At 72.6% G+C, this 20,371-nt stretch carries 22 protein-coding genes and 1 riboswitch; of the genes, 17 read left to right on the top strand and 5 right to left on the bottom strand.

Annotated elements, in window-relative coordinates; all coding sequences use genetic code 11:
* Positions 1 to 891: a septum formation family protein gene (locus tag V6U90_RS09645; RefSeq protein WP_334433594.1), complete on the bottom strand. Its 891-nt coding sequence runs from the start codon at positions 889 to 891 to the stop codon at positions 1 to 3.
* Positions 892 to 1,260: 369 nt separating this feature from the next.
* On the opposite strand from V6U90_RS09645, the gene rpe reads away from it, so the two are divergent.
* From rpe to ribH, 6 genes are all read left to right on the top strand, one after another.
* Positions 1,261 to 1,941, top strand: coding sequence for a ribulose-phosphate 3-epimerase (rpe, locus tag V6U90_RS09640; RefSeq protein ID WP_334433592.1), 681 nt, complete (start codon positions 1,261 to 1,263; stop codon positions 1,939 to 1,941).
* The gene (locus V6U90_RS09635) at positions 1,938 to 2,894 is read left to right on the top strand and encodes a response regulator (RefSeq protein ID WP_334433590.1); all 957 of its coding nucleotides are present in this window, start codon (positions 1,938 to 1,940) and stop codon (positions 2,892 to 2,894) included. Before rpe ends, V6U90_RS09635 begins: the two co-directional genes overlap by 4 nt.
* 78 nt (positions 2,895 to 2,972) lie before the next feature.
* A riboswitch (FMN riboswitch) is annotated at positions 2,973 to 3,145 on the top strand.
* Positions 3,146 to 3,304: 159 nt separating this feature from the next.
* Positions 3,305 to 4,366, top strand: a complete 1,062-nt coding sequence (gene ribD, locus V6U90_RS09630) for a bifunctional diaminohydroxyphosphoribosylaminopyrimidine deaminase/5-amino-6-(5-phosphoribosylamino)uracil reductase RibD (protein WP_334433588.1) — start codon at positions 3,305 to 3,307, stop codon at positions 4,364 to 4,366.
* A 1-nt stretch (position 4,367) separates the two neighbouring features.
* Complete coding sequence (locus tag V6U90_RS09625; protein WP_334433586.1) at positions 4,368 to 5,024, top strand: riboflavin synthase; 657 nt, start codon at positions 4,368 to 4,370, stop codon at positions 5,022 to 5,024.
* 145 nt (positions 5,025 to 5,169) lie between these two features.
* Positions 5,170 to 6,405, top strand: coding sequence for a bifunctional 3,4-dihydroxy-2-butanone-4-phosphate synthase/GTP cyclohydrolase II (locus V6U90_RS09620; RefSeq protein WP_334433584.1), 1,236 nt, complete (start codon positions 5,170 to 5,172; stop codon positions 6,403 to 6,405).
* Positions 6,405 to 6,869: a 6,7-dimethyl-8-ribityllumazine synthase gene (ribH, locus tag V6U90_RS09615; RefSeq protein ID WP_334433582.1), complete on the top strand. Its 465-nt coding sequence runs from the start codon at positions 6,405 to 6,407 to the stop codon at positions 6,867 to 6,869. The genes V6U90_RS09620 and ribH overlap by 1 nt, the downstream gene beginning before the upstream one ends.
* A gap of 75 nt (positions 6,870 to 6,944) precedes the next feature.
* Here the strand turns inward: ribH and V6U90_RS09610 are convergent, their stop codons facing one another.
* Genes V6U90_RS09610 through V6U90_RS09600 form a run of 3 tightly spaced genes read right to left on the bottom strand, consistent with a single transcriptional unit; the run spans position 6,945 to position 9,393 of the window.
* Positions 6,945 to 7,691, bottom strand: coding sequence for an amino acid ABC transporter ATP-binding protein (locus tag V6U90_RS09610; protein ID WP_334433580.1), 747 nt, complete (start codon positions 7,689 to 7,691; stop codon positions 6,945 to 6,947).
* Positions 7,692 to 7,696: 5 nt separating this feature from the next.
* On the bottom strand, positions 7,697 to 8,533 hold the full coding sequence (locus V6U90_RS09605) for an amino acid ABC transporter permease (protein ID WP_442933557.1): 837 nt from the start codon (positions 8,531 to 8,533) through the stop codon (positions 7,697 to 7,699).
* Between the two features lie 2 nt (positions 8,534 to 8,535).
* A complete protein-coding gene (locus V6U90_RS09600) occupies positions 8,536 to 9,393 on the bottom strand; it encodes an ABC transporter substrate-binding protein (RefSeq protein WP_334433576.1) in 858 nt (285 codons plus the stop codon).
* Between the two features lie 125 nt (positions 9,394 to 9,518).
* Here V6U90_RS09600 and V6U90_RS09595 point away from each other — a divergent pair, with 125 nt between their 5' ends.
* The 11 genes from V6U90_RS09595 to V6U90_RS09545 all read left to right on the top strand — a co-directional run bounded on the left by V6U90_RS09595 (position 9,519) and on the right by V6U90_RS09545 (position 19,978).
* Complete coding sequence (locus V6U90_RS09595; protein WP_101366712.1) at positions 9,519 to 9,782, top strand: phosphoribosyl-ATP diphosphatase; 264 nt, start codon at positions 9,519 to 9,521, stop codon at positions 9,780 to 9,782.
* A 43-nt stretch (positions 9,783 to 9,825) separates the two neighbouring features.
* The gene (hisG, locus tag V6U90_RS09590; protein WP_334433568.1) at positions 9,826 to 10,671 is read left to right on the top strand and encodes an ATP phosphoribosyltransferase; all 846 of its coding nucleotides are present in this window, start codon (positions 9,826 to 9,828) and stop codon (positions 10,669 to 10,671) included.
* Positions 10,668 to 11,675, top strand: a complete 1,008-nt coding sequence (locus tag V6U90_RS09585) for a DMT family transporter (protein ID WP_334433566.1) — start codon at positions 10,668 to 10,670, stop codon at positions 11,673 to 11,675. Before hisG ends, V6U90_RS09585 begins: the two co-directional genes overlap by 4 nt.
* The gene (locus V6U90_RS09580) at positions 11,672 to 12,133 is read left to right on the top strand and encodes a PH domain-containing protein (RefSeq protein WP_334433563.1); all 462 of its coding nucleotides are present in this window, start codon (positions 11,672 to 11,674) and stop codon (positions 12,131 to 12,133) included. The genes V6U90_RS09585 and V6U90_RS09580 overlap by 4 nt, the downstream gene beginning before the upstream one ends.
* 366 nt (positions 12,134 to 12,499) lie before the next feature.
* Entirely contained in the window at positions 12,500 to 13,135 is a 636-nt protein-coding gene (gene infC / locus V6U90_RS09575) for a translation initiation factor IF-3 (protein WP_334433561.1), read from the top strand.
* Positions 13,136 to 13,154: 19 nt separating this feature from the next.
* Complete coding sequence (gene rpmI / locus V6U90_RS09570; protein WP_334433560.1) at positions 13,155 to 13,349, top strand: 50S ribosomal protein L35; 195 nt, start codon at positions 13,155 to 13,157, stop codon at positions 13,347 to 13,349.
* Between the two features lie 34 nt (positions 13,350 to 13,383).
* Entirely contained in the window at positions 13,384 to 13,776 is a 393-nt protein-coding gene (gene rplT / locus V6U90_RS09565) for a 50S ribosomal protein L20 (RefSeq protein ID WP_208811803.1), read from the top strand.
* Between the two features lie 67 nt (positions 13,777 to 13,843).
* Positions 13,844 to 14,665 carry a TrmH family RNA methyltransferase gene (locus V6U90_RS09560; RefSeq protein ID WP_334433557.1) on the top strand — a complete coding sequence of 274 codons (822 nt, stop codon included), beginning with the start codon at positions 13,844 to 13,846 and terminating at the stop codon, positions 14,663 to 14,665.
* 192 nt (positions 14,666 to 14,857) lie between these two features.
* On the top strand, positions 14,858 to 15,940 hold the full coding sequence (gene pheS / locus V6U90_RS09555; protein ID WP_334433555.1) for a phenylalanine--tRNA ligase subunit alpha: 1,083 nt from the start codon (positions 14,858 to 14,860) through the stop codon (positions 15,938 to 15,940).
* 40 nt (positions 15,941 to 15,980) lie between these two features.
* Entirely contained in the window at positions 15,981 to 18,527 is a 2,547-nt protein-coding gene (gene pheT / locus V6U90_RS09550; RefSeq protein WP_334433553.1) for a phenylalanine--tRNA ligase subunit beta, read from the top strand.
* 275 nt (positions 18,528 to 18,802) lie between these two features.
* A complete protein-coding gene (locus V6U90_RS09545) occupies positions 18,803 to 19,978 on the top strand; it encodes a macrolide family glycosyltransferase (protein ID WP_334433551.1) in 1,176 nt (391 codons plus the stop codon).
* Positions 19,979 to 20,032: 54 nt separating this feature from the next.
* Here the strand turns inward: V6U90_RS09545 and V6U90_RS09540 are convergent, their stop codons facing one another.
* Entirely contained in the window at positions 20,033 to 20,350 is a 318-nt protein-coding gene (locus V6U90_RS09540; RefSeq protein WP_334433549.1) for a Crp/Fnr family transcriptional regulator, read from the bottom strand.
* Positions 20,351 to 20,371 lie beyond the last annotated feature (21 nt).

The following is a 20,371-nucleotide window of genomic DNA, read 5'->3' as shown; positions in this document are numbered from 1 at the left end:
TCAGCGAACCGGCAGCAGCTTCGCCCCGTTGCCCTTGACCGACCCGGTGAGATCCCGGTTGCTGACCCAGACGAAGCACTGCACGCCCCGGTCGCCCTTGTCCCAGGCTTCCTCCTGCGGCGGGTAGAAGATCGAGCCGGTGCGGTACACCAGCCGGGAGTCGTTGGGCACCTTGGCGAAGCTGGCGATCACCTTCCGGCAGCTCTTGTGGATCGCCTCGCTGTTGCGGACGAACGCGTCGTAGGACGTGTCCGGTGCGGTGTAGGTGCCGGCGAACTCGGCCCGGTGCTTGCTGGTGCAGGACACCGGGCGCATCTCCTCGACATCGTCGCCGGAGATCTTCGGCGAGAAGCAGGTGTGCGCCAGCGCCGAACCGTCCTTCAGCGCCCCGGTCAGGCTGCCCTTACGCATCACCATGCTCCGGTCGTCGAGGCTGGTGATCTCGGCCAGGTCACACCGGAACCACCGGGCCCCGCCGGCCCAGCCCGCCGGTGGGGGGAAGCCGACGTTCAGGCTGAGCCGACCGCCGCGCCACTCGGCTCCGACCGCCGTGCTGGCCGCCCGGTCGCACTCGGCGAACGCCTCGCGGGCCGCCGGCGAGTCCTCCGGCGGCGGGCTGGTGCGCTCGGCGTTCGCGCCGGTCAGGGTACCGACGTGCACGACCTCGATCTGGTGGTTCTCCGCGCAGTCCAGCGGGTTGTAGCTGCTGAACAAGCCCGGGTTGTCTCCGCTCGGCAGGCAGACGCCGGCATCCGGGACGAACGACTTGGCCTCACTGACCATCGCCCAGTCGTCGGTCAACTCGCCGTCGACCCCGGCCGGATTGGCGCAGCCGGTCAGGGCCAGCGCCACCGTCCCGCCAAGCGCCACTGCTGTCAGCCACCGTCGCATCAGATCGCCCTCCCCAGGCCTCGACCGGTCATCGACGCGTCCCCGCGATGAGACGTGCCCCCTGCGATGAGACGCGCTCCCATGCGGTGAACCGTCGGCGCAGCAGCTTACGGCAACCGCCGCCCTGCGGCGGGCCCCCGCCCCACCCCGGTGGTCGGCTGTGGACGGAGGGGACGACCGGTGTGGCACCGGGCCACCTCCCCGGGGGGCGTCGACCGGGTCACGGCGTCACCACTTCCCAGGAGGGCGTCGACCGGGTCACGGCGTCACCACTTCCCAGGAGGGCGCCGACCGGGTCACGGCGTCACCACCCACCGTCGACCGGTGATGCCGTGTCACCGTCCGGTCCGGCGTTCGTACACTGACGCGGTGACCGTACCGCCGCCCATCATTGCGCCCAGCATCCTCGCCGCCGACTTCGCCCGTCTCGCCGAGGAGGTCCGCGCGGTGGAATCCGCGGCGGACTGGCTGCACGTCGACGTGATGGACAACCACTTCGTGCCCAACCTGACCATCGGTCTGCCGGTGGTGCAGAGCCTGAAGGCCGCGACCAGCATCCCGTTCGACGTGCACCTGATGATCGCCGATCCGCGTCGTTGGGCGCCCGGCTACGCCGACGCCGGGGCGTACAACGTGACCTTCCACGCCGAGGCCTGCGACGACCCGGTCGCGCTGGCCAAGGAGTTGCGGTCGGCCGGGGCCAAGGCCGGGCTGGCCATCGACCGGGACACCCCGATCGAGCCCTACCTCGATCTGCTGCCCAGCTTCGACACCCTGCTGATCATGACGATCAAGGCGGGTTTCGGCGGACAGCGGTTCATTCCCGGGCTGCTGGACAAGGTGCGCGTGGCCCGCCGGCACGCCGCCACCGGGCATCTGGAGCTGCGGATCGAGGTGGACGGCGGGATCGCCGCCGACACCATCGAGCAGGCCGCCGAGGCCGGGGCCGACGCGTTCGTCGCCGGTACCGCCGTCTACGGCGCCGCCGATCCGGCCGAGGCGGTACGCCGCCTGCGTGCCCTCGCCGAGGGGAGCATGCGGCCGGCGTGAGCGTCGATGCGGGTGACGAACGGCCTGACGTGATCCTGGTCGTCGACGACGACGAGGACATCGCCCGGTTCGTCGCGTTCAACCTCAAGCTGCACGGTTTCGAGGTGCTGCACGCCAGCGACGGCCAGGAGGCCCTGGAGGTCATCGAGGAACAGCGCCCGGACCTGGCGGTGGTCGACCTGATGATGCCCCGGATCGACGGGTTGGAGCTGACCCGCCGGCTACGGGCCGACCCGATGACCTCCGCCCTACCAGTGATCATGCTGACCGCCAAGGGCATGACCGTGGACAAGGTCAACGGGTTGAGTGCGGGAGCGGACGACTACCTGGTCAAACCGTTCGACACCGCCGAGTTGATCGCCCGGGTCAGCTCCACCCTGCGCCGGAACAAGGAGTTCCGGGAGGTCTCCCCGCTGACCGGCCTGCCCGGCAACAGCCGGGTCCGCCGGGAGATCACCGACCGGGTCCGCAACGGTGTCGACTACGCGGTCGGCTACATCGACATCGACCGGTTCAAGAGCGTCAACGACCGGTACGGTTTCGTCCGCGGCGACGACTTCATCAGCGCGCTCGCCCGCAGCCTGCACCGGGCGGTGGTCACGGTCGGCTTGCCACCGGCGTTCCTCGGCCACATCGGTGGTGACGACTTCGTGATCGTCTGCACGCCTGAGCAGGTCCGCCCGCTAACCGAGCGGGCCGTGGTCGACTTCGAGAAGGCCGCCGACTCCCTCTACGACCCGGTGGACGGCCGGCGCGGCTACGTCGAGCTGAAGGACCGGCGGGGCAACATCCGACGGGCCGCCCTGGTCACCCTCTCCATCGGGGTGGCCCTGTCCACCGCACGGCGCCGGCTCACCGACCCGCTGGACGCGATCGCGGTCGCCTCGGAAATGAAGACGGTCGCCAAGAGCCAGCCGGGGTCGTACGTCGCCGTGGACCGGCGGCGCACCTGAGGGTCAACCGGGTGTGAACTCGGTCGCCGGGGTAGCGGAGCACCGGGGTGGACGTGTAACACTTCCACGGTACCCACCACGCGCTGGCGGGACTCGGTGTAATTCCGAACCGGCGGTGATCCATGGCTGCGGCCGTGGTAAGCCCGCGACCCGGTCGGCTCGTCCGCCCGGTGGACCTGGTGAGAATCCGGGGCCGACGGTTGAGGGCGGTTCCTACCGCGCTCAGACAGTCCGGATGGGAGACAGCGCGCGGGACGGACGGGTCTGTGGCCGCCGATGCCGGCTGCCGTGCGGATCCCGCCGGGTCGGCTCTGCCGTTCCCGGATCCTCCGCCACCGCCGCGTCGGCTGCACAGCCGGCAGCCTCCCGCCCCCGCCCGCGCTCCCGGCGAGCCACGGAAGGGGCAGGCGATGGCGAGCGTCTCCATCGATGAGGCGATGCGTCGCGCGATCGGTCTGGCCGCCCGTGGCCTCGGCACCACCAGCCCCAACCCGGTCGTCGGCTGCGTTCTGCTCGACCCGGCCGGCAAGATCGTCGGGGAGGGCTTCCACGCGTACGCCGGCGGGCCGCACGCCGAGATCGTGGCGTTGGCCCAGGCTGGGGAACGGGCCCGGGGCGGCACCGCGGTGGTCACCCTGGAACCGTGCAACCACACCGGTCGCACCGGCCCCTGCACCAGCGCGCTGATCCAGGCCGGGGTCGCCCGGGTGGTGCTGGCCGTGACCGATCCGAACCCGGTCGCCGCCGGGGGCGCCGCCAACCTGCGCGCCGCCGGCATCGAGGTGGTCACCGGAATAGCCGCCGACGAGGCCGAGGCCGGCAACATCGCCTGGCTGCACTCGGTCCGGCACGGCCGGCCGTACGTCATCTGGAAGTACGCCGCCACCCTCGACGGGCGGTCCGCGGCGGCCGACGGCACCAGCATGTGGATCACCTCCGAGGCGGCCCGGATGGACGTGCACGCCCTGCGTGCCACGGTCGACGCGGTCGTCGTCGGGGTGGGCACCGTGCTCGCCGACGATCCCCGGCTGACCGCCCGGAACCTGCGCGACGGCACCCTGGCCATCCGGCAGCCGCTGCGGGTCGTGGTGGACAGCGCGGGGCGTACCCCGGCCGGGGCCCGGGTCCGCGACGGCGCCGCGCGCACCTGGGTGGCGACCGCGGCGGAGGTCGGCGCCGACCCGGACGGCGGGGTGGATCTGACCGCCCTGCTCGACGTCCTGCACGCCCGGGGGGTGCGCGCCGTGCTGCTGGAGGGCGGCCCGCGCCTGGCCGGTGCGTTCCTCGCCGCCGGGCTGGTCGACAAGGTGATCGGCTATCTCGCGCCGAAACTGCTCGGCGCCGGCCCCGCCGCGCTGGCCGACGCCGGCGTGCAGACCATCGGCGAGGTCATCGACCTGGACATCACCGACATCACGCGGGTCGGACCCGACCTGCGGGTCACCGCGCTGCCCCGCAGCAGGAAGGGCTGACATGTTCACCGGCATCATCGAGGAACTGGGCGAGATCGTCCGGCTGGAGCCCACCGGGGCGGACTCGGTCCTGCTCACCGTGCGCGGCCCGGTGGTCACCTCCGACGCCCGGCACGGCGACTCCATCGCGGTCAACGGGGTCTGCCTCACCGTGGTCGACACCGTCGACGGCGCCTTCACCGCCGACGTGATGGGCGAGACCCTGCGCCGGTCGTCGCTGGGTACGCTCACCGCCGGTGACCCGGTCAACCTGGAGCGGGCCGCCACCCTCGGCAGCCGGCTCGGCGGGCACCTGGTGCAGGGGCACGTCGACGGCGTGGGCCGGGTACGCGACCGGGAGCCCGCCGAGCAGTGGGAGACGGTCACCTTCGACCTGCCGGCGCCGCTCGCCCGCTACGTCGTCGAGAAGGGCTCGATCACCGTCGACGGGGTGTCGCTGACCGTGGCGGCGGTGGGGGCCGACTGGTTCTCGGTGGGGCTGATCCCCACCACCTGCGCGCTCACCACGCTCGGTCGGCGGCAGTCCGGGGACCCGGTGAACCTGGAGGTCGACGTGCTGGCCAAGTACGTCGAACGGCTGCTCGGCGAGCGGGCAGCCGGTGGGCCGGCCGGTGGGCTGGGTGGTGGGGTCCTGCCGGCGCTGGGGGCCACGACGTGACCGGCCCGGGCGTCCATCCCCCGGACGCCAGGTACCTGCTGTACGGATTCTCCTGCGCCTGGGGCTTCGTGAGCTGGTGGCGCACCTCGCGCGTTACCGCCCGGACCCCCGCCCCGATTCCGCCGACCTACTCGGAGGCCCTGGCATGAACAGCAGTTTCGGCTCCATCGAACAGGCGGTGGCGGACATCGCCGCCGGCCGGCCGGTTGTCGTGGTCGACGACGCGGACCGGGAGAACGAGGGCGACCTGATCTTCGCCGCCGAACTGGCCACCCCGGAACTGCTGGCCTTCATGGTCCGGCACACCTCCGGCTACATCTGCGTGCCGCTGACCGAGGACGACTGCGAGCGGCTGGACCTGCCGCCGATGTACCACACCAACCAGGACCGGCGGGGCACCGCGTACACGGTGACGGTGGACGCCCGGGAGGGGGTCAGCACCGGCATCTCGGCAGCCGACCGGGCGCACACCATCCGGCTGCTCGCCGACCCGACCACCGGGCCGGCCGACCTGGCCCGTCCCGGGCACGTGGTGCCGCTGCGGGCCCGCTCCGGCGGCGTCCTGCGCCGGCCCGGGCACACCGAGGCGGCCGTCGACCTGACCCGGCTCGCCGCGCTGCGTCCGGCCGGTGTGCTCTGCGAGTTGGTCAACGACGACGGCACCATGATGCGCCTGCCCGACCTGGAGAAGTTCTCCGCCGAGCATTCGCTGACCCTGATCACCATCGCCGACCTGATCGCCTACCGGCGGCGGACCGAGAAGCAGGTCGAACAGGGCGCCACGGCCCGGATGCCCACCCCGCACGGGGTGTTCCGGGCGGTCGGGTACCGCACCCACTACGACGGCGCCGAGCACGTCGCGCTGGTCTACGGCGAGATCGGCGACGGGGCGGACGTGCTGGTCCGGGTGCACTCCGAGTGCCTCACCGGGGACGTGTTCGGCTCGCTGCGCTGCGACTGCGGTCCCCAGCTCAACGCCGCCCTGGCCCGGGTCGCCCAGGAGGGGCGTGGGGTGGTGCTCTACGTCCGTGGCCACGAGGGACGCGGCATCGGGCTGTTGCACAAGCTCCAGGCGTACCAGTTGCAGGACCTGGGCCGGGACACCGTCGACGCCAACCTGGAGCTGGGGCTGCCGGCCGACGCCCGGGACTACGGCACCGGTGCGCAGATCCTCTACGACCTGGGGGTGCGCTCGATGCGGCTGCTCACCAACAACCCGGCCAAGCGGGCCGGGCTGGAGGGGTACGGGCTGACCATCAGCGGGCGGGAGGGGCTGCCGGTGCGCCCGCACCCGGAGAACGTGCGCTACCTGCGGACCAAGCGGGACCGGATGGGCCATCTGCTCGACGAACTGGACGAGATCGCGGAAGGATCGGCGTAGTGGCGGGTTTCGGGGAGCCAGGGGTCACGGCGGTCGACGCCACCGGGCTGACGGTGGGGGTGGTCGCCGCCCGTTGGCACGGTGAGCTGACCGACCACATGGTGACGCGGGCGGTCGAGGCGGCCAAGGAGTGCGGGGCGGAGTCCGTGGTGCTGCGGGTCGCCGGCTCGGTGGAGTTGCCGGTGGTGGCCCAGGCACTGGCCGACCGCTGCGACGTGGTGGTCGCCCTCGGCGTGGTGGTCCGGGGCGCGACCGCGCACTTCGACTACGTCTGCCGGTCGGTGACCGACGGGCTGACCCGGGTGGCCCTGGACACCGGCCGGCCGGTGGCGCACGGGGTACTGACCGTCGACACCATCGAGCAGGCCCGGGACCGGGCCGGGCTGCCCGGTTCCGCCGAGGACAAGGGCTGGGCGGCGACCGTCGCCGCGTTGGACGCCGCGCTGGCGATCCGCTCGCTCTGAGTCGTACCGGCCCCGTGGTCGGCCGCCGGCCGACCACGGGGTCCCGGCCGGCGTCGTGACCGGCACGGTGCCGGATCAGAGCCGGCCGGCCTCGATGATCCGGCGCAGGAACTGCCGGGTACGCGGTTGGGTGGGCTCGCCGAGCACCTGCTCCGGTGGGCCCTGCTCGACCACCCGGCCGCCGTCGAGGAAGCAGACCCGGTCGGCGACGTCCCGGGCGAAGCCCATCTCGTGGGTGGCCAGCACCATGGTCATCCCGTCCGCCTTCAGGTCCCGGACCATCGCCAGCACCTCACCGACCAGTTCCGGGTCGAGCGCCGAGGTGATCTCGTCGAGCAGCATCAGCCGGGGCGAGTTGGCCAGCGCCCGGACGATCGCCACCCGCTGCTGCTGGCCACCGGAGAGCCGGTCCGGGTAGGCGTCCGCCTTGTCCGCCAGTCCCACCCGGGCCAGCAGGTCGCGGGCCTGGGCCTCGGCGTCGGCGCGGTCCCGCCGGTGCACCCGGCGCGGGGCCAGGGTGATGTTGGCCAGCACGCTCAGGTGCGGGAAGAGGTTGTACGACTGGAACACCATCCCGATCCGGCGCCGTACCCGGTCCGGATCGACCCGGGGATCGGAGACGTCCTCGCCGTCCAGCTCGATGACCCCGTCGTCGATCTCCTCCAACAGGTTGACGCAGCGCAGCAGGGTGGACTTGCCGGAGCCGGAGGCGCCGATCAGGGCCACCACCTCGTGCTCGGCGACGGTCAGGTCGAGGTCGGCCAGCACCGGCGGGCCACCGAACTCCTTGCGTACCCTGCGGCAGGTCAGCACGGTCGGCACGGCTCTCACCTCCCGGACCGGCGGGCCGCGCCCAGCGTCACCCAGTCGGTGACCGCGATCAACGGGATCGCGAGCAGCACGAAGAGCACCCCGGCGACGAGGTACGGCGTGTAGTTGAAGGTCTCGGCGGTGGCGATCTGCGCGGCGCGGACCGCGTCGATCGGCCCCGCCAGGGAGACCAGCCCGACGTCCTTCTGCAACGCCACCACGTCGTTGAGCAGCGGCGGGGCGACCCGGCGGACCGCCTGCGGCAGGATCACGTGCCGCATCGCCTGCCGGTAGGTGAGCCCCAGCGAGCGGGCTGCCGCGAACTGGCTCGGGTGCACCGACTCGATGCCGGCGCGGAACACCTCGGCCAGGTAACCGCCGTAGGTGATGATCAACGCGAGCCCGCCGAGCACCAGCACCGACGGGGTACCGGCCAGCCGCAGCCCCGGCACGCCGAGGGTCAGCAGGTAGAGCACGATGATCAGCGGCAGGCCCCGGAAGGTGTACGTGTAACCGGCGGCCAGCGCCCGGACCGGGAAGAAGACCGGCCCGCGCAGCGTCCGCAGCAGCGCCACCAGCAGCCCGAGCAGCAGCGCACCGACGGCGCAGCAGACCAGCAGCCGCAGGTTGAGCCAGAGCCCGGCCAGCACGTCGGGCAGCGCGGCCCGGGCGATCGCCGGGTCCAGGAAGGACTGCCGGACCCGATCCCAGCCGGGTGCGCCGGTGACCGCGACCACCAGCAGGGTACCCAGCACCGCCGTCGACGCGGCGGCGACCAGCACCGATCGGACGGTCTGCCGACGCCGGTGGGCCAGTCGGCGCCGCTGGACCTCGGAGGGGACGTGACCGGTCAGGGTCACGTCAGCTCGGCGGCCCCAGCCGCCTGGGCCAGCCAGCGCTGTTCGAGTTCGGTGAGCGTGCCGGCGTCGCGCAGCTGGCCGACCGCCCGGCTGACACAGGAGGTCAGCGGGGAGTTCTTGTCCAGCAGCAGGCCGAACGCCTCCGGTACGCCCACCTGCGGCACCTGCCCGACGATGGTGGCCTCGGTGATCTCCGCCCCGGTGATGTAGAACGCGGTCGGCAGGTCGACCACGATCCCGTCCACCTGGCCGTTCTGCAACGCCTTCTTGGCGTCGTCGTTGCTGCTGTAGACCTGCGGCTTGACCGTCGGCTTGATCATCTCGGTGATCGCCTGGTAGCTGGTCGTACCGACCTGGGCGCCGAGCCGGGCCCCACGCAGGTCGGCCAGCGACCGCTTGCCGGCGATCGTGGAGGACTTCAGCGCGATCACCGCCTGGCGGGACAGGTAGTACGGCGTGGAGAAGTCGACCGCCTGCTTGCGCGCCTCGGTGATGGAGAACTGGTTGATGTCGAAGTCGAACTCCTTGGGCCCCGGCGCGATTGCGTTGTCGAACCGGACCCGGGTCCAGGTCACGTCGCTGCGGGCGTACCCGAGCTGCTCGGCCACCGCGTAGGCGACGGCCGCCTCGAACCCCTCGCCGTTCTCCGGCTTGTTGTCCGTGAACCACGGCTCGTACGCCGGATCGTCGGTGGCGATGGTGAGCCGCCCCGCCGTCCGGGTGGGCAGGCTGTCCTTGGTGCACGAGGCGCGGGCCGGTGCGGGGGCCGGATCGTTGTCCTGCGGGGCGCAACCGGTGAGTGCGGCGAGGACGGCGGTGACGGTCGCGACGGCGACCGGAGCGCGGCGGGCCATGGCGGACAGCATAGGCGTGATCTCGACAAGCATCCATACAGTAACCCACTACCGAGATAGGGAAGGCGGGACGGGGGTGCCCCGGTGCCCCGGTGCCGATCGGCTGGCTGCGAGAATCGGATCCCGTGAAGACGTTCGAGGAGCTGTTCGCCGAGTTGCAGGCGAAGGCCGCGGCCGGCACTCCGGGCTCGGCTACGGTGGCCGCGCTGGAGCGTGGTGTGCACGCAATCGGCAAGAAGGTCGTCGAGGAGGCGGCCGAGGCGTGGATGGCGGCCGAGCACGAGGGCCCGGAACGGGCCGCCGAGGAGATCTCCCAGCTGCTGTACCAGGCGCAGGTGCTGATGCTCGCGACCGGGCTGGAGCTGAAGGACGTCTACCGACATCTCTGAGTGCCCCACCCGACGACCGGATCCGATCGTAAGGAGCACTCCGATGCTGCGCGTCGCCATTCCCAACAAGGGCACCCTGGCCGAACCGGCCGCCGCCATGCTGCGTGAGGCGGGCTACCGCCAGCGCACCGACAGCAAGGACCTCGTCTGCCGGGACGAGGGCAACGACGTCGAGTTCTTCTACCTGCGTCCCCGGGACATCGCCACCTACGTCGGCTCCGGGGACCTGGATCTCGGTATCACCGGCCGGGACCTGCTGGTCGACTCCGGAGCCCCGGCCGAGGAGGTCATCGACCTCTCCTTCGGTCGGGCCACCTTCCGGTTCGCCGCCCGGCCGGACCGGATCGGCTCGGTGGACAGCCTCGGCGGGCACCGGATCGCCACCGCGTACCCCGGGGTGGTCGAGCGGCACCTCGCCGGGCAGGACATCAAGGCGGAGATCATCCGGCTCGACGGCGCGGTGGAGAACGCGGTCCGCCTCGGCCTGGCCGACGTCATCGCCGACGTCGTCGAGACCGGTGCCACCCTGCGCCAGGCCGGCCTGGTGGTCTTCGGCGAGCCGCTGCTGCACTCCTCCGCCGTGCTGGTCCGGCGCACCGGTGCGCCCGGCTGCGCCCAGGCCGACCAGCTGCTCCGCCGTCTGCAGGGCGTGCTGGTCGCCCGCCGGTACGTGATGCTCGCCTACGACGTCCGCGCCGACCTGCTGGAGCAGGCCACCGGTCTGACCCCGGGCATCGAGTCGCCGACCATCTCCCCGCTGCACCGCGAGGGCTGGGTGGCGGTGCAGGCGATGGTCCGCCGCGACGACGTGCACCGGATGATGGACGAGCTCTACGACCTCGGGGCCCGAGCCATCCTGGTCACCAACATCCACGCCTGCCGGCTGTGAGGCGTCGACCGGCCAGGCGTTCCCGCCCGAGCGGGGGCGTCCTGCCGGGCTGGCTCGCGCTCGGCCTGGTCGTCCTCGGCGGGGTCGCCTCCGCCGCGCAGGGCCTGGTCAACGCGGAGCTGGGGGAGCGGGTCGGTAACCCGACGATCGGCGCGGTGGTCAACAACCTCGGTGGCTGCCTGCTCATCGGGGTCGGGCTGCTCCTGGCCCGGCCGGTGCGCGCCGCGCTCGCCGGGCTGCGGCACGCCGGGCTGCCCTGGTGGGCGTACCTCGGTGGGCTGGGTGGCGCGGTGATCGTGGTGGTCGCCAGCTACGTGGTACCGGTGCTCGGGGTGGCGCTGTTCACCATCGCCCAGGTGGCCGGGAGCAGTTTCGGCGGGCTCGCCGTGGACCGGACCGGGCTGGCGCCGACCGGCCGGTTGGCGCTCACCCCGGCCCGGGTGACCGGCGCGCTGCTCGGTATCGGCGCGGTCGCCCTGGCCCAGACCGGCCGACCGCTCGGCGAGCTGGCGGTGGCCCCGGTGCTACTCGCGGTCGCCGGTGGGATCGCGGTGGCCGGTCAGGCCGCGCTCAACGGCCGGGTCGGTGCGGCGGTCGGGGGCGCGGCGGCCACCGTGGTCAACTTCGCGGTCGGTACCCCGGCGATCCTCGCCGTGGCCGCGCTGGCCGGGGCGTTCGGCAACCTGGCCGGGCTGTCCTGGCCGGCCCAGCCGTACCTCTACCTGGGCGGCCTGTGCGGCGTGGCGATCGTGGCCGCGCTGCTGGTCGGGGTCCGCTCGGTGGGGGTGCTCCGCACCGGCCTGGCCCTGGTGGCCGGGCAGCTGGCCGGCGCGCTGCTGCTGGACGCGGTCGTCCCGACCGGGCCGGGGCCGAGCCTGCCGGTCCTGGCCGGCGCGGTGCTCACCCTGGTGGCGGTACTCGTCGCCGGAATCGGCCGGCGGGCTCGGCCGGAGCCGGTCGTCCCGGCCGAACCCGTCGAACCGGATGGCAGACTGGTCGGGTGAGTGATTCCGACGTCGTCCGCCTGCGGCCCGGCCGGATCCGGCTGGTGTGCTGGTCCGTCGCCGTGGCACTGGTGCTGATCGCCAGTCTCGCGGCCGCCACGATGACCGGCTCGACCGGTAACGGCTTCGGTACCTTCCAACGCGGCGACCAGGTCGCCATGGTCGGCCTCGGCCTGCTCGGCGCGCTCGGTGTGCTGCTGCTCACCCGGCCCCGGGTGGAGGCGGACGCCCGGGGGATCCGGGTCCGCAACGTGATCGGCTCGTACGAGCTGCCCTGGGAGGTCGTCCGGGGGGTGCGGTTCGACCGGGGTGCCCCGTGGGCGAGCCTGGAGCTGCACGACGACGACCTGGTACCGATGGTGGCGTTGCAGGCTGCGGACCGGGAGTTGGCGGTGGCCGGGGTACGGGCGCTGCGCCGGCTGCACCAGGACCGGCTGACCGCCCTGGCCGGCGGCTGACCGCGACCGGCTGACCGGGCTGGCGTCGGGCCCGGACCGTCGCGACCGGCTGACCGGCCCTGACTGGGTGGAACCGGGCAGGGGTGGTAGTGTTGTCCGGTCGACCAGGCTGCGGACTTTTGCTCACGCAGCCGTGAAGCGGAGCGCCTGCTCCCACCCGAGTCACCCACGGTGTCCGGGTCCGGTCACCGGTTCGGAGTTTTTTCCGGGCCGGATGCGCGATCATTGGATCGTGCCGACCGGTCGAGCGGGCCCTGGCATGCGCCGGGGCCTTCTGCTTTCCGGGTCGCTCCCACCCGGGAGCGCGCGGGGTCGCACCCTTTGGAGAAACGGACTCGAGGAGGCCCCATCAGCGTCGAACCACGCGTGAACGAGCAGATCCGGGCACGTGAGGTCCGACTGGTCGGCCCCGAGGGCGAGCAGGTGGGCATCGTCCCACTGGAGCGCGCCCTGCAGCTGGCCGCGGACGTCAGTCTGGACCTGGTCGAGGTTGCGCCGATGGCGCGCCCGCCGGTGTGCAAGCTCATGGACTTCGGCAAGTTCAAGTACGAGAGTGCACTCAAGGCGCGCGAAGCCAGGCGCAACCAGCAGCAGACCGTCATCAAGGAGATGAAGCTCCGGCCGAAGATCGATCCGCACGACTACGAGACCAAGAAGGGTCACGTGGTGCGGTTCCTCAAGGCCGGCGACAAGGTCAAGGTGACGATCATGTTCCGCGGTCGGGAGCAGAGCCGCCCGGAGCTGGGTTACCGGCTCCTGCGCCGGCTCGAGTCCGAGATCTCGGAGCTGGGGTACGTCGAGGCCGCTCCGAAGCAGGACGGTCGCAACATGATCATGGTTTTGGCTCCGCACCGAGCGGTCAAGGCCTCCGCCACGGCGGCCCGGGCGGGATCGGCGCGGGAGCGGGAGGCCAGCGCTGCCGAGGCGCCGCTGGCTGAGGCGCCGCTGGCTGAGGCACCGCCGGCCGAGGCGGCCGGACCCGCCGGGACCACCGGCGAGTAACAGGGGAGATACGTTTCACATGCCGAAGATGAAGAGCCACACGGGTATGGGCAAGCGGGTCAAGGTGACCGGCCGTGGCAAGGTCGTGGCCCAGCAGGCTGGCCTGCGCCACAACCTGGAGAAGAAGCCCTCCACCCAGACCCGCCGGTTGACCGGCACGGTCGAGTTGGCCAAGGCCGACGTCAAGCGAATCAAGAAGCTGCTCGGCCGCTGACACGCGCCAACCCGAACTGAAGGAGTAAGTCGAGATGGCACGCGTCAAGAGGGCTGTGAACGCCCAGAAGAAGCGCCGTACCCTGCTGGAGACCGCCAGCGGCTACCGGGGTCAGCGCTCCCGGCTGTACCGCAAGGCCAAGGAGCAGGTGCTGCACTCGATGCAGTACGCCTACCGGGACCGTCGCGACCGCAAGGGCGACTTCCGGCAGCTCTGGATCACCCGGATCAACGCGGGTGCCCGCGCCAACGGGCTGACCTACAACCGCCTCATCCAGGGCCTGAAGCTGGCCGGGGTCGAGGTCGACCGGAAGATCCTGGCCGACCTGGCCGTCAACGACGCTGCGGCGTTCGCCGCCATCGTCGAGGTGGCCCGGGCCGCGGTCGCGGCCGAGGGCACCGGTGGCGCGGCGGCCCAGGCCGCCTGATCCGCCGTACCTGACCGAGGCGTCCCCCGTGCCGTCACCTGCGTCCGGGGGGCGCCTCGACCACGTCATGGAGCCGCATCCCGTGCTCTTCACACCCCGTACGCCCCGGGTGGTCGCCGCCCGTCGACTCCAGCGCCGCCGGGACCGGGACACCACCGGCCGGTTCCTCGCCGAGGGGCCGCAGGCGGTCCGGGAGGCCCTCGACCGGCCGGACCTGGTCACCGAACTCTTCGGCACCCCGGCCGCCCTCGACCGGTACGCCAACCTCGCCGCGCGTGCCGTCGACGCGGGCGTACCCGTCTCCCCGGTCACCGACGAGGCGCTCGCCGCGCTGGCCGAGACGGTCGCCCCGCAGGGCCTGGTCGCCGTCTGCCGGCACCTGGACGTCCCGCTGGCCGCCGCCCTGGCCCCGGCCGGTACCGGACCCCGACTGGTCGCGGTCCTCGCCGGGATCCGCGATCCCGGTAACGCCGGCACGGTGCTGCGCACCGCCGACGCGGCCGGCGCCGGCGCGGTCGTCTTCGCCGGGGACACCGTCGACCCGTACAACGGCAAGGCGGTACGCGCCTCCGCCGGCAGCCTCTTCCACGTCGACGTGGTCCGCGCCGGTGACCCGTACCCGGTGGTCGACGCGCTGCGGGCGGCCGGGCTGCGGGTCCTCGCCGCCACCGGCCACGGCGACACCGACCTGGACGACCTGGCCGACGCGGGTGCACTGGCGGCACCGACCGCCTGGCTGCTCGGGTCCGAGGCGCACGGCCTCCCCGCCGAGCTGGCCGCCGTCGCCGACGCCCGGGTCCGGGTGCCGTTGCACGGGCGCGCGGAGAGCCTGAACCTGGCTGCCGCCGCGGCCGTCTGCCTGTACGCTTCAGCCAGAGCACTTCGATAGGTCCAGGGAGTCGTCCAGATGATGAACGCTGTGCGGCGTTCGTTTAGCCAGCCCGCCGGTCCCGGCGGGCGGCGGGGCTGACCTGACCCTGCGCACCCTCCCACCGGCGGGCTGCGGCACAGCCGCGCGTCCGTAAACTCGCCTTCGCCACCCGTCAGGGTCGGCCCCGCCGTGAGGGAGTGCCCGTACGCCATGAGTTACCGCAACGATCCGTACGACCCGAAGCAGGTCGCCCTGCTGGACCAGAGCGCGCTGGACGCCGCCGTGGCCGAGGCCGGGAAGGCCTTCGCCGACGCCGCCGACCTCGACGCGCTCGCCGCCCTGCGGCACCAGCACCTCGGTGACCGGGCCCCGGTCTCGCTGGCCCGCCGCGAGATCGGCGCGCTGCCACCGGCCGCCAAGGCCGACGCCGGTAAGCGGGTCAACGAGGCCCGCCGGCTGATCGAGTCGGCCTTCGCCGCCCGCTCCGAAACCCTGGAGCGGGAGCGGGCCGAGCGGGTCCTGGTCGAGGAACGGGTCGACGTCACCGTTCCGTTCGACCGCCGCCCGCGCGGCGCCCGGCATCCGCTGACCTCCCTGATGGAGCAGGTCAGCGACCTGTTCGTGGCGATGGGCTACGAGGTCGCCGAGGGGCCCGAGGTCGAGCTGGAGTGGACCAACTTCGACGCGCTGAACATCCCCGCCGACCACCCGGCCCGAGGCCTGATGGACACCTTCCACGTCGCCGCGCCGGACGGTACGGCGGAGGGGTCCGGTCTGGTGCTGCGTACCCACACCTCGCCGGTGCAGGCCCGCACCATGCTGACCCGCACCCCGCCGATCTACGTGGTCTGCCCGGGGCGGGTCTACCGCACCGACGAACTGGACGCCACCCACACCCCGGTCTTCCACCAGGTGGAGGGACTGGTGGTCGACAAGGGCATCACCATGGCCCACCTGCGCGGCACCCTTGACCACTTCGCCCGGGCCATGTTCGGCGCGGACGCGCGGACCCGGTGGCGCCCGCACTACTTCCCGTTCACCGAGCCGTCCGCCGAGTTCGACGTCTGGTTCCCCGAACACCGCGACGGTCCCCGCTGGGTCGAGTGGGGCGGCTGCGGCATGGTCAACCCCCGGGTGCTGCGGGCCTGCGGCATCGACCCCGAGGTCTACTCCGGATTCGCCTTCGGCATGGGCATCGAGCGCACCCTGATGTTCCGCAACGGGGTCAGCGACATGCGGCACATGGTGGAGGGCGACGTGCGGTTCACCCGCGCGTTCGGGGTCGAGGCGTAACGGGATGCGGCAACGAGTAACGGAGACGGTGGTCTGAACAATGCGAGTTTCGCTTTCCTGGCTGCGTGAGCACGTCCAGTTGCCCGCTGACCTCGCCCCGGGTGACCTGGAGCAGGCGCTGGTCGACCTCGGCCTGGAGGTCGAGTCGGTGGTCGACCTGCGGGACACGGTCACCGGGTCCCTGGTGGTCGGTCAGGTCCTGGAGATCGAGGAACTGACCGGCTTCAAGAAGCCCATCCGGTTCTGCCGGGTCGACGTCGGCACCGCCAACGGCACCGGCGAGCCGCAGGAGATCGTCTGCGGTGCCCGTAACTTCGCCCCCGGCGACCGGGTCGTGGTGATCCTGCCCGGCGGGGTGCTCCCCGGCGGCTTCGCCATCGGGGCGCGCAAGACGTACGGCCGCAACTCCCACGGCATGATCTGCTCGGCGATGGAACTGGGGCTCGGCGACGACCACTCGGGGATCATCGTGCTCCCCGCCGACACCCCGGCCCGCCCCGGCGACGACGCCCGGTCAGTCGTGGGGCTGGACGACGTCGTGGTCGAGGTCGAGATCACCCCGGACCGGGGGTACGCGATGAGCGTGCGCGGCATCGCCCGCGAGCTGTCGCACTCCTTCGGCGTACCGTTCGGCGACCCCGGTCTGGTGCCCGCGCCCGTTGGCACCGACCAGCCGGCGTACCCGGTCGAGGTGCAGGACACCGTCGGCTGTGACCGGTTCGCCGCCCGGATGGTGCGCGGCGTCGACCCGACCGCGCCGACCCCCGGGTGGATGCAGCAGCGGCTCACCGTCGCCGGCATCCGCAGCATCTCGCTGCCGGTGGACATCACCAACTACGTGATGCTGGAACTGGGCCAGCCGATGCACGCCTTCGACGCCGACCGGCTCACCGGCCCGCTGGTGGTCCGCCGGGCCACGGCGGGGGAGAAGCTGACCACCCTGGACGGGGTGACCCGGGAACTGGTCGCCGAGGACATGGTGATCTGCGACGACAGCGGGCCGATCTCGCTCGCCGCCGTGATGGGCGGGGAGACCAGCGAGGTGGTCGCCGGTACGGTCAACGTGCTCTTCGAGGCCGCACACTGGGACCCGGTGATGGTCGGCCGGACGGCCCGCCGGCACAAGCTGTTCAGCGAGGCGGCGAAGCGCTGGGAGCGGGGCGTCGACCCGGCCCTGCCGCTGGTCGCGATCGAGCGGGCGGTGCACCTGCTCACCACGCACGGCGGCGGCACGGCCGGCGCGGAGATCCTGGACCTCGACCACGTCCGGCCGCGTACCCCGGTCAGCCTCCCGGCCGACCTGCCCACCCGGCGGATCGGCGTGGCGTACCCGCCGGATCGGGTGGTCGCCCTGCTGGAGGCAGTCGGCTGCACCGTCACCACCGGCGCGGACCGGCTCGCCGAGGACCCCGGGTCGGTCGGCGTGGCTGCCGGAGGCGGCACCGCGCTCGTGGTCACCCCGCCCAGCTGGCGACCCGACCTGACCGACCCGGCCGACCTGGTCGAGGAGGTCGCCCGGCTCGACGGGTACAACGAGGTGCCCAGCGTGCTGCCCACCGCGCCGCCCGGTCGGGGGCTCACGGCCAGCCAGCGCCGGCACCGGTCGGTGGCCCGTGCCCTGGCCGAGCAGGGTCACGTCGAGGTGCTGGCGTACCCGTTCGTCAGCCCGGAGCTGCCCGACCTGCTGGGGCTGCCCGCCGACGACCCCCGGCGGTCGGCGGTCCGGCTCGCCAACCCGCTCGCCGACACCGAACCCCTGATGCGGACCAGCCTGCTCGGCCCGCTGCTCGGTGTGCTCAAGCGCAACCTCGGCCGGGGCCAGCGGGACCTGGCGCTCTACGAGATCGGCACGGTCTTCCACCCGCGTCCCGGCGCCGGCACCCCGCCGGCGATGGGGGTCGACCGGCGACCCACCGACGCCGAGTTCGCCGCCGCCGACGCGACCGTCCCCGACCAGCCCCGGCACGTCGCCGTGGTGCTCGCCGGGGACATCGACCCGGCCGGCTGGTGGGGCGCCGGGCGCCCCGCCGGCTGGGCCGACGCGGTCGAGGCGGCCCGGGTGGTGCTCGCCGCCGCCGGCCTGGCCGCCGAACGGGTCGGGGTCCGCTCCGCCGCGTACGCCCCCTGGCACCCCGGGCGCTGCGCGGAGGTCCTGGTCGACGGTGAGGTGGTCGGCCACGCCGGGGAACTGCACCCGGCGGTCGTGTCCACGTTGGAGCTGCCCCGCCGTACCAGCGCCATGGAGCTGAACCTGGACGCGGTGCCGGCGGCGGCGACGGTGCCGGCACCCGACATCTCCGGCTTCCCGCCGGCGCTGATCGACGTGGCCCTCGTGGTCGACGCCGACACCCCGGCCGCCGACGTGCAGCGGGCGCTCGTCGACGGTGCCGGTGACCTGCTGGAATCGGTGCGCCTGTTCGACGTGTACGCCTCCGCGCAGCTCGGCGAGGGCCGCAAGTCGCTGGCGTACAAGCTCACCTTCCGGGCGCCGGACCGGACGCTGACCGTCGAGGAGGCGGTGGCCGCCCGCGACGCGGCGGTGGCCGAGGCGGCGTCCCGCCTCGGCGCCACCCTGCGCGGCGCCTGAGCTGTGTAAGGAAGGGCCCCTTCTTATCGCATTCGGTAGAGGAAGGGGCCCTTCTTAACGCCTGGCCCGGTAATGCTGTGGTGCGGTCAGCCGGGCCGGGCTAGGGTCTCGATCATGGGCTACGTATTCATGCGCACGCGTACCGCGAACTGAGGCGGTGCACCCCACCGGTCGGGTGATCGACCGGTCGTTGCCGCGACGGCCGTTGCGCCGCCGCGGGTCAACCGTGTCGCCGCCGGACGACGTCTCGTTCCTCCGACACGACAGGACCATCCATGCGTGCGCGTTCCCACATCCTCATGGCCGGCTGCACGGCGCCGAGCCACATCTATCCCTCGCTGGCCCTCATCCGTGAACTCGTCGACCGGGGGCACCGGGTCAGCTACGTCGTCGGTGAGCCGCTGGTCGAGCTGGTCACGCCGACCGGCGCCGAGCCGGTGCCGCACCCGTCGCTGCTGCCGCTCGGCGAGCACGGCTGGCCGGACGACCCCGGCTCGGCGATGCGGATCTTCCTCGACGAGGGCATGTCCGTGCTGCCCCGGCTGCTCGACCGGTTCGCCGACGACCGGCCCGACCTGGTGTTGTACGACATCGGCGGGCTGGCCGGTCCGGTACTCGCCGCCCGGTTCGGGGTACCGGCGGTGCAGCTCTCCCCGACCCTGGTCGCCTGGACCGGATACGAGGACGACATGGCCGACTTCTACGACGCACTGCGCGCGTCGGAGAGCGGCCGGGACTACTTCGCCACCTACAACAGTTGGTTGGCGGACAACGGCATCGATGTCGACGCCCAGCGGTGGATCACCTTCCCGGAGCACGTGCTGTCGCTGATCCCTCGCGCCATGCAGCCGCACGCCGACCGGGTACCACCGTCGGTCCGCTTCGTCGGGCCGTGCCTCGACCCCGACCGGCTCGCCGACCGGAGCTGGACGCCGCCGGCCGGCGGCCGGCCGGTGCTGCTGGTCTCCTTCGGCACCGCCTTCACCGACCAGCTCCCGGTCTACCGGGCCTGCGTTTCCGGGTTCGCCGACTCGGACTGGCACGTGGTGCTGGTGATCGGCGAGCACGTGGACCCGGCCGACCTCGGTGACCTGCCGGCCACCATCGAGGTGCACCGTCGGGTGCCGCAGCTCGCCGTGCTCGACGCCGCGTCGGCGTTCGTCACCCATGCCGGGATGGGTAGCTGCACCGAGGCACTCTGGTTCGGGGTGCCCACGGTGGCGGTACCGCAGGCAGTGGACCAGTTCGGCAACGCCGACCGGCTCGTCGAGCTGGGCGTCGGCCGGCACCTGCCCACCGACCAGGTGACCGTGGAAACCCTGCGCTCCGCCGTCGACGAGGTCGCGGCGGACGCCGAGGTCCGTCGTCGGTTGACCGAGCTGCGGGACCGGGTACGCGCCGACGGAGGCGTCGACCGCGCCGCCGACGCCGTCGAGTCCCACCTGCGGTAGGTGCGGTTAGGAAGGGCCCCTTCTTATCGCTTTCGGTAGGTAAAGGGGCCCTTCCTAACGCTCGTCGGGGTCGAACCTGCCGGCCTCACGTAGCCCGGCCAGATCCCGGACCGTGATCTTGCGGTAGTCCGTCTCGACCAGCCCGTCCGTCCGCATCTCCCGCAGCGCCTTCTGAACCGTGGTGTCGGCGGCTCCGCAGATCGTCGCCAGTTCCGGCTGGGTGAGGTGTGCGTCGATGACCACCCCGTCCGGGGTCCGCCGTCCGTGGGTGCGGGCCAGGTCCGCGATGATCCGGGCCACCCGGACCCTGACCGAATAGGAGCTGAAGTCGATCCGTCGGCGGTTCGACCAGCGGTGCCGGTCGGAGACCATGGCCGCGGACGGCTCCCTTTT

The sequence above is a fragment of the Micromonospora sp. CPCC 206060 genome, from assembly GCF_036906895.1.
In the GTDB taxonomy this organism is placed as follows: Bacteria; Actinomycetota; Actinomycetes; order Mycobacteriales; family Micromonosporaceae; genus Micromonospora.
Note: the sequence above shows the minus strand (reverse complement) of the source record. Positions and strands in the feature narration are given on the sequence as shown.

What these genes read in the sequence shown, in the direction of transcription:
- hisG (WP_334433568.1), top strand. Translation starts at nt 9,826, where the DNA reads ATGCTGCGCGTCGCCATTCCCAACAAGGGCACCCTGGCCGAACCGGCC.
- V6U90_RS09540 (WP_334433549.1), bottom strand. Translation starts at nt 20,350, where the DNA reads ATGGTCTCCGACCGGCACCGCTGGTCGAACCGCCGACGGATCGACTTC.
- V6U90_RS09625 (WP_334433586.1), top strand. Translation starts at nt 4,368, where the DNA reads ATGTTCACCGGCATCATCGAGGAACTGGGCGAGATCGTCCGGCTGGAG.
- rpmI (WP_334433560.1), top strand. Translation starts at nt 13,155, where the DNA reads ATGCCGAAGATGAAGAGCCACACGGGTATGGGCAAGCGGGTCAAGGTG.
- V6U90_RS09600 (WP_334433576.1), bottom strand. Translation starts at nt 9,393, where the DNA reads ATGGCCCGCCGCGCTCCGGTCGCCGTCGCGACCGTCACCGCCGTCCTC.
- V6U90_RS09620 (WP_334433584.1), top strand. Translation starts at nt 5,170, where the DNA reads ATGAACAGCAGTTTCGGCTCCATCGAACAGGCGGTGGCGGACATCGCC.
- V6U90_RS09545 (WP_334433551.1), top strand. Translation starts at nt 18,803, where the DNA reads ATGCGTGCGCGTTCCCACATCCTCATGGCCGGCTGCACGGCGCCGAGC.
- ribD (WP_334433588.1), top strand. Translation starts at nt 3,305, where the DNA reads ATGGCGAGCGTCTCCATCGATGAGGCGATGCGTCGCGCGATCGGTCTG.
- pheT (WP_334433553.1), top strand. Translation starts at nt 15,981, where the DNA reads ATGCGAGTTTCGCTTTCCTGGCTGCGTGAGCACGTCCAGTTGCCCGCT.
- V6U90_RS09645 (WP_334433594.1), bottom strand. Translation starts at nt 891, where the DNA reads ATGCGACGGTGGCTGACAGCAGTGGCGCTTGGCGGGACGGTGGCGCTG.
- V6U90_RS09560 (WP_334433557.1), top strand. Translation starts at nt 13,844, where the DNA reads ATGGAGCCGCATCCCGTGCTCTTCACACCCCGTACGCCCCGGGTGGTC.
- rplT (WP_208811803.1), top strand. Translation starts at nt 13,384, where the DNA reads ATGGCACGCGTCAAGAGGGCTGTGAACGCCCAGAAGAAGCGCCGTACC.
- pheS (WP_334433555.1), top strand. Translation starts at nt 14,858, where the DNA reads ATGAGTTACCGCAACGATCCGTACGACCCGAAGCAGGTCGCCCTGCTG.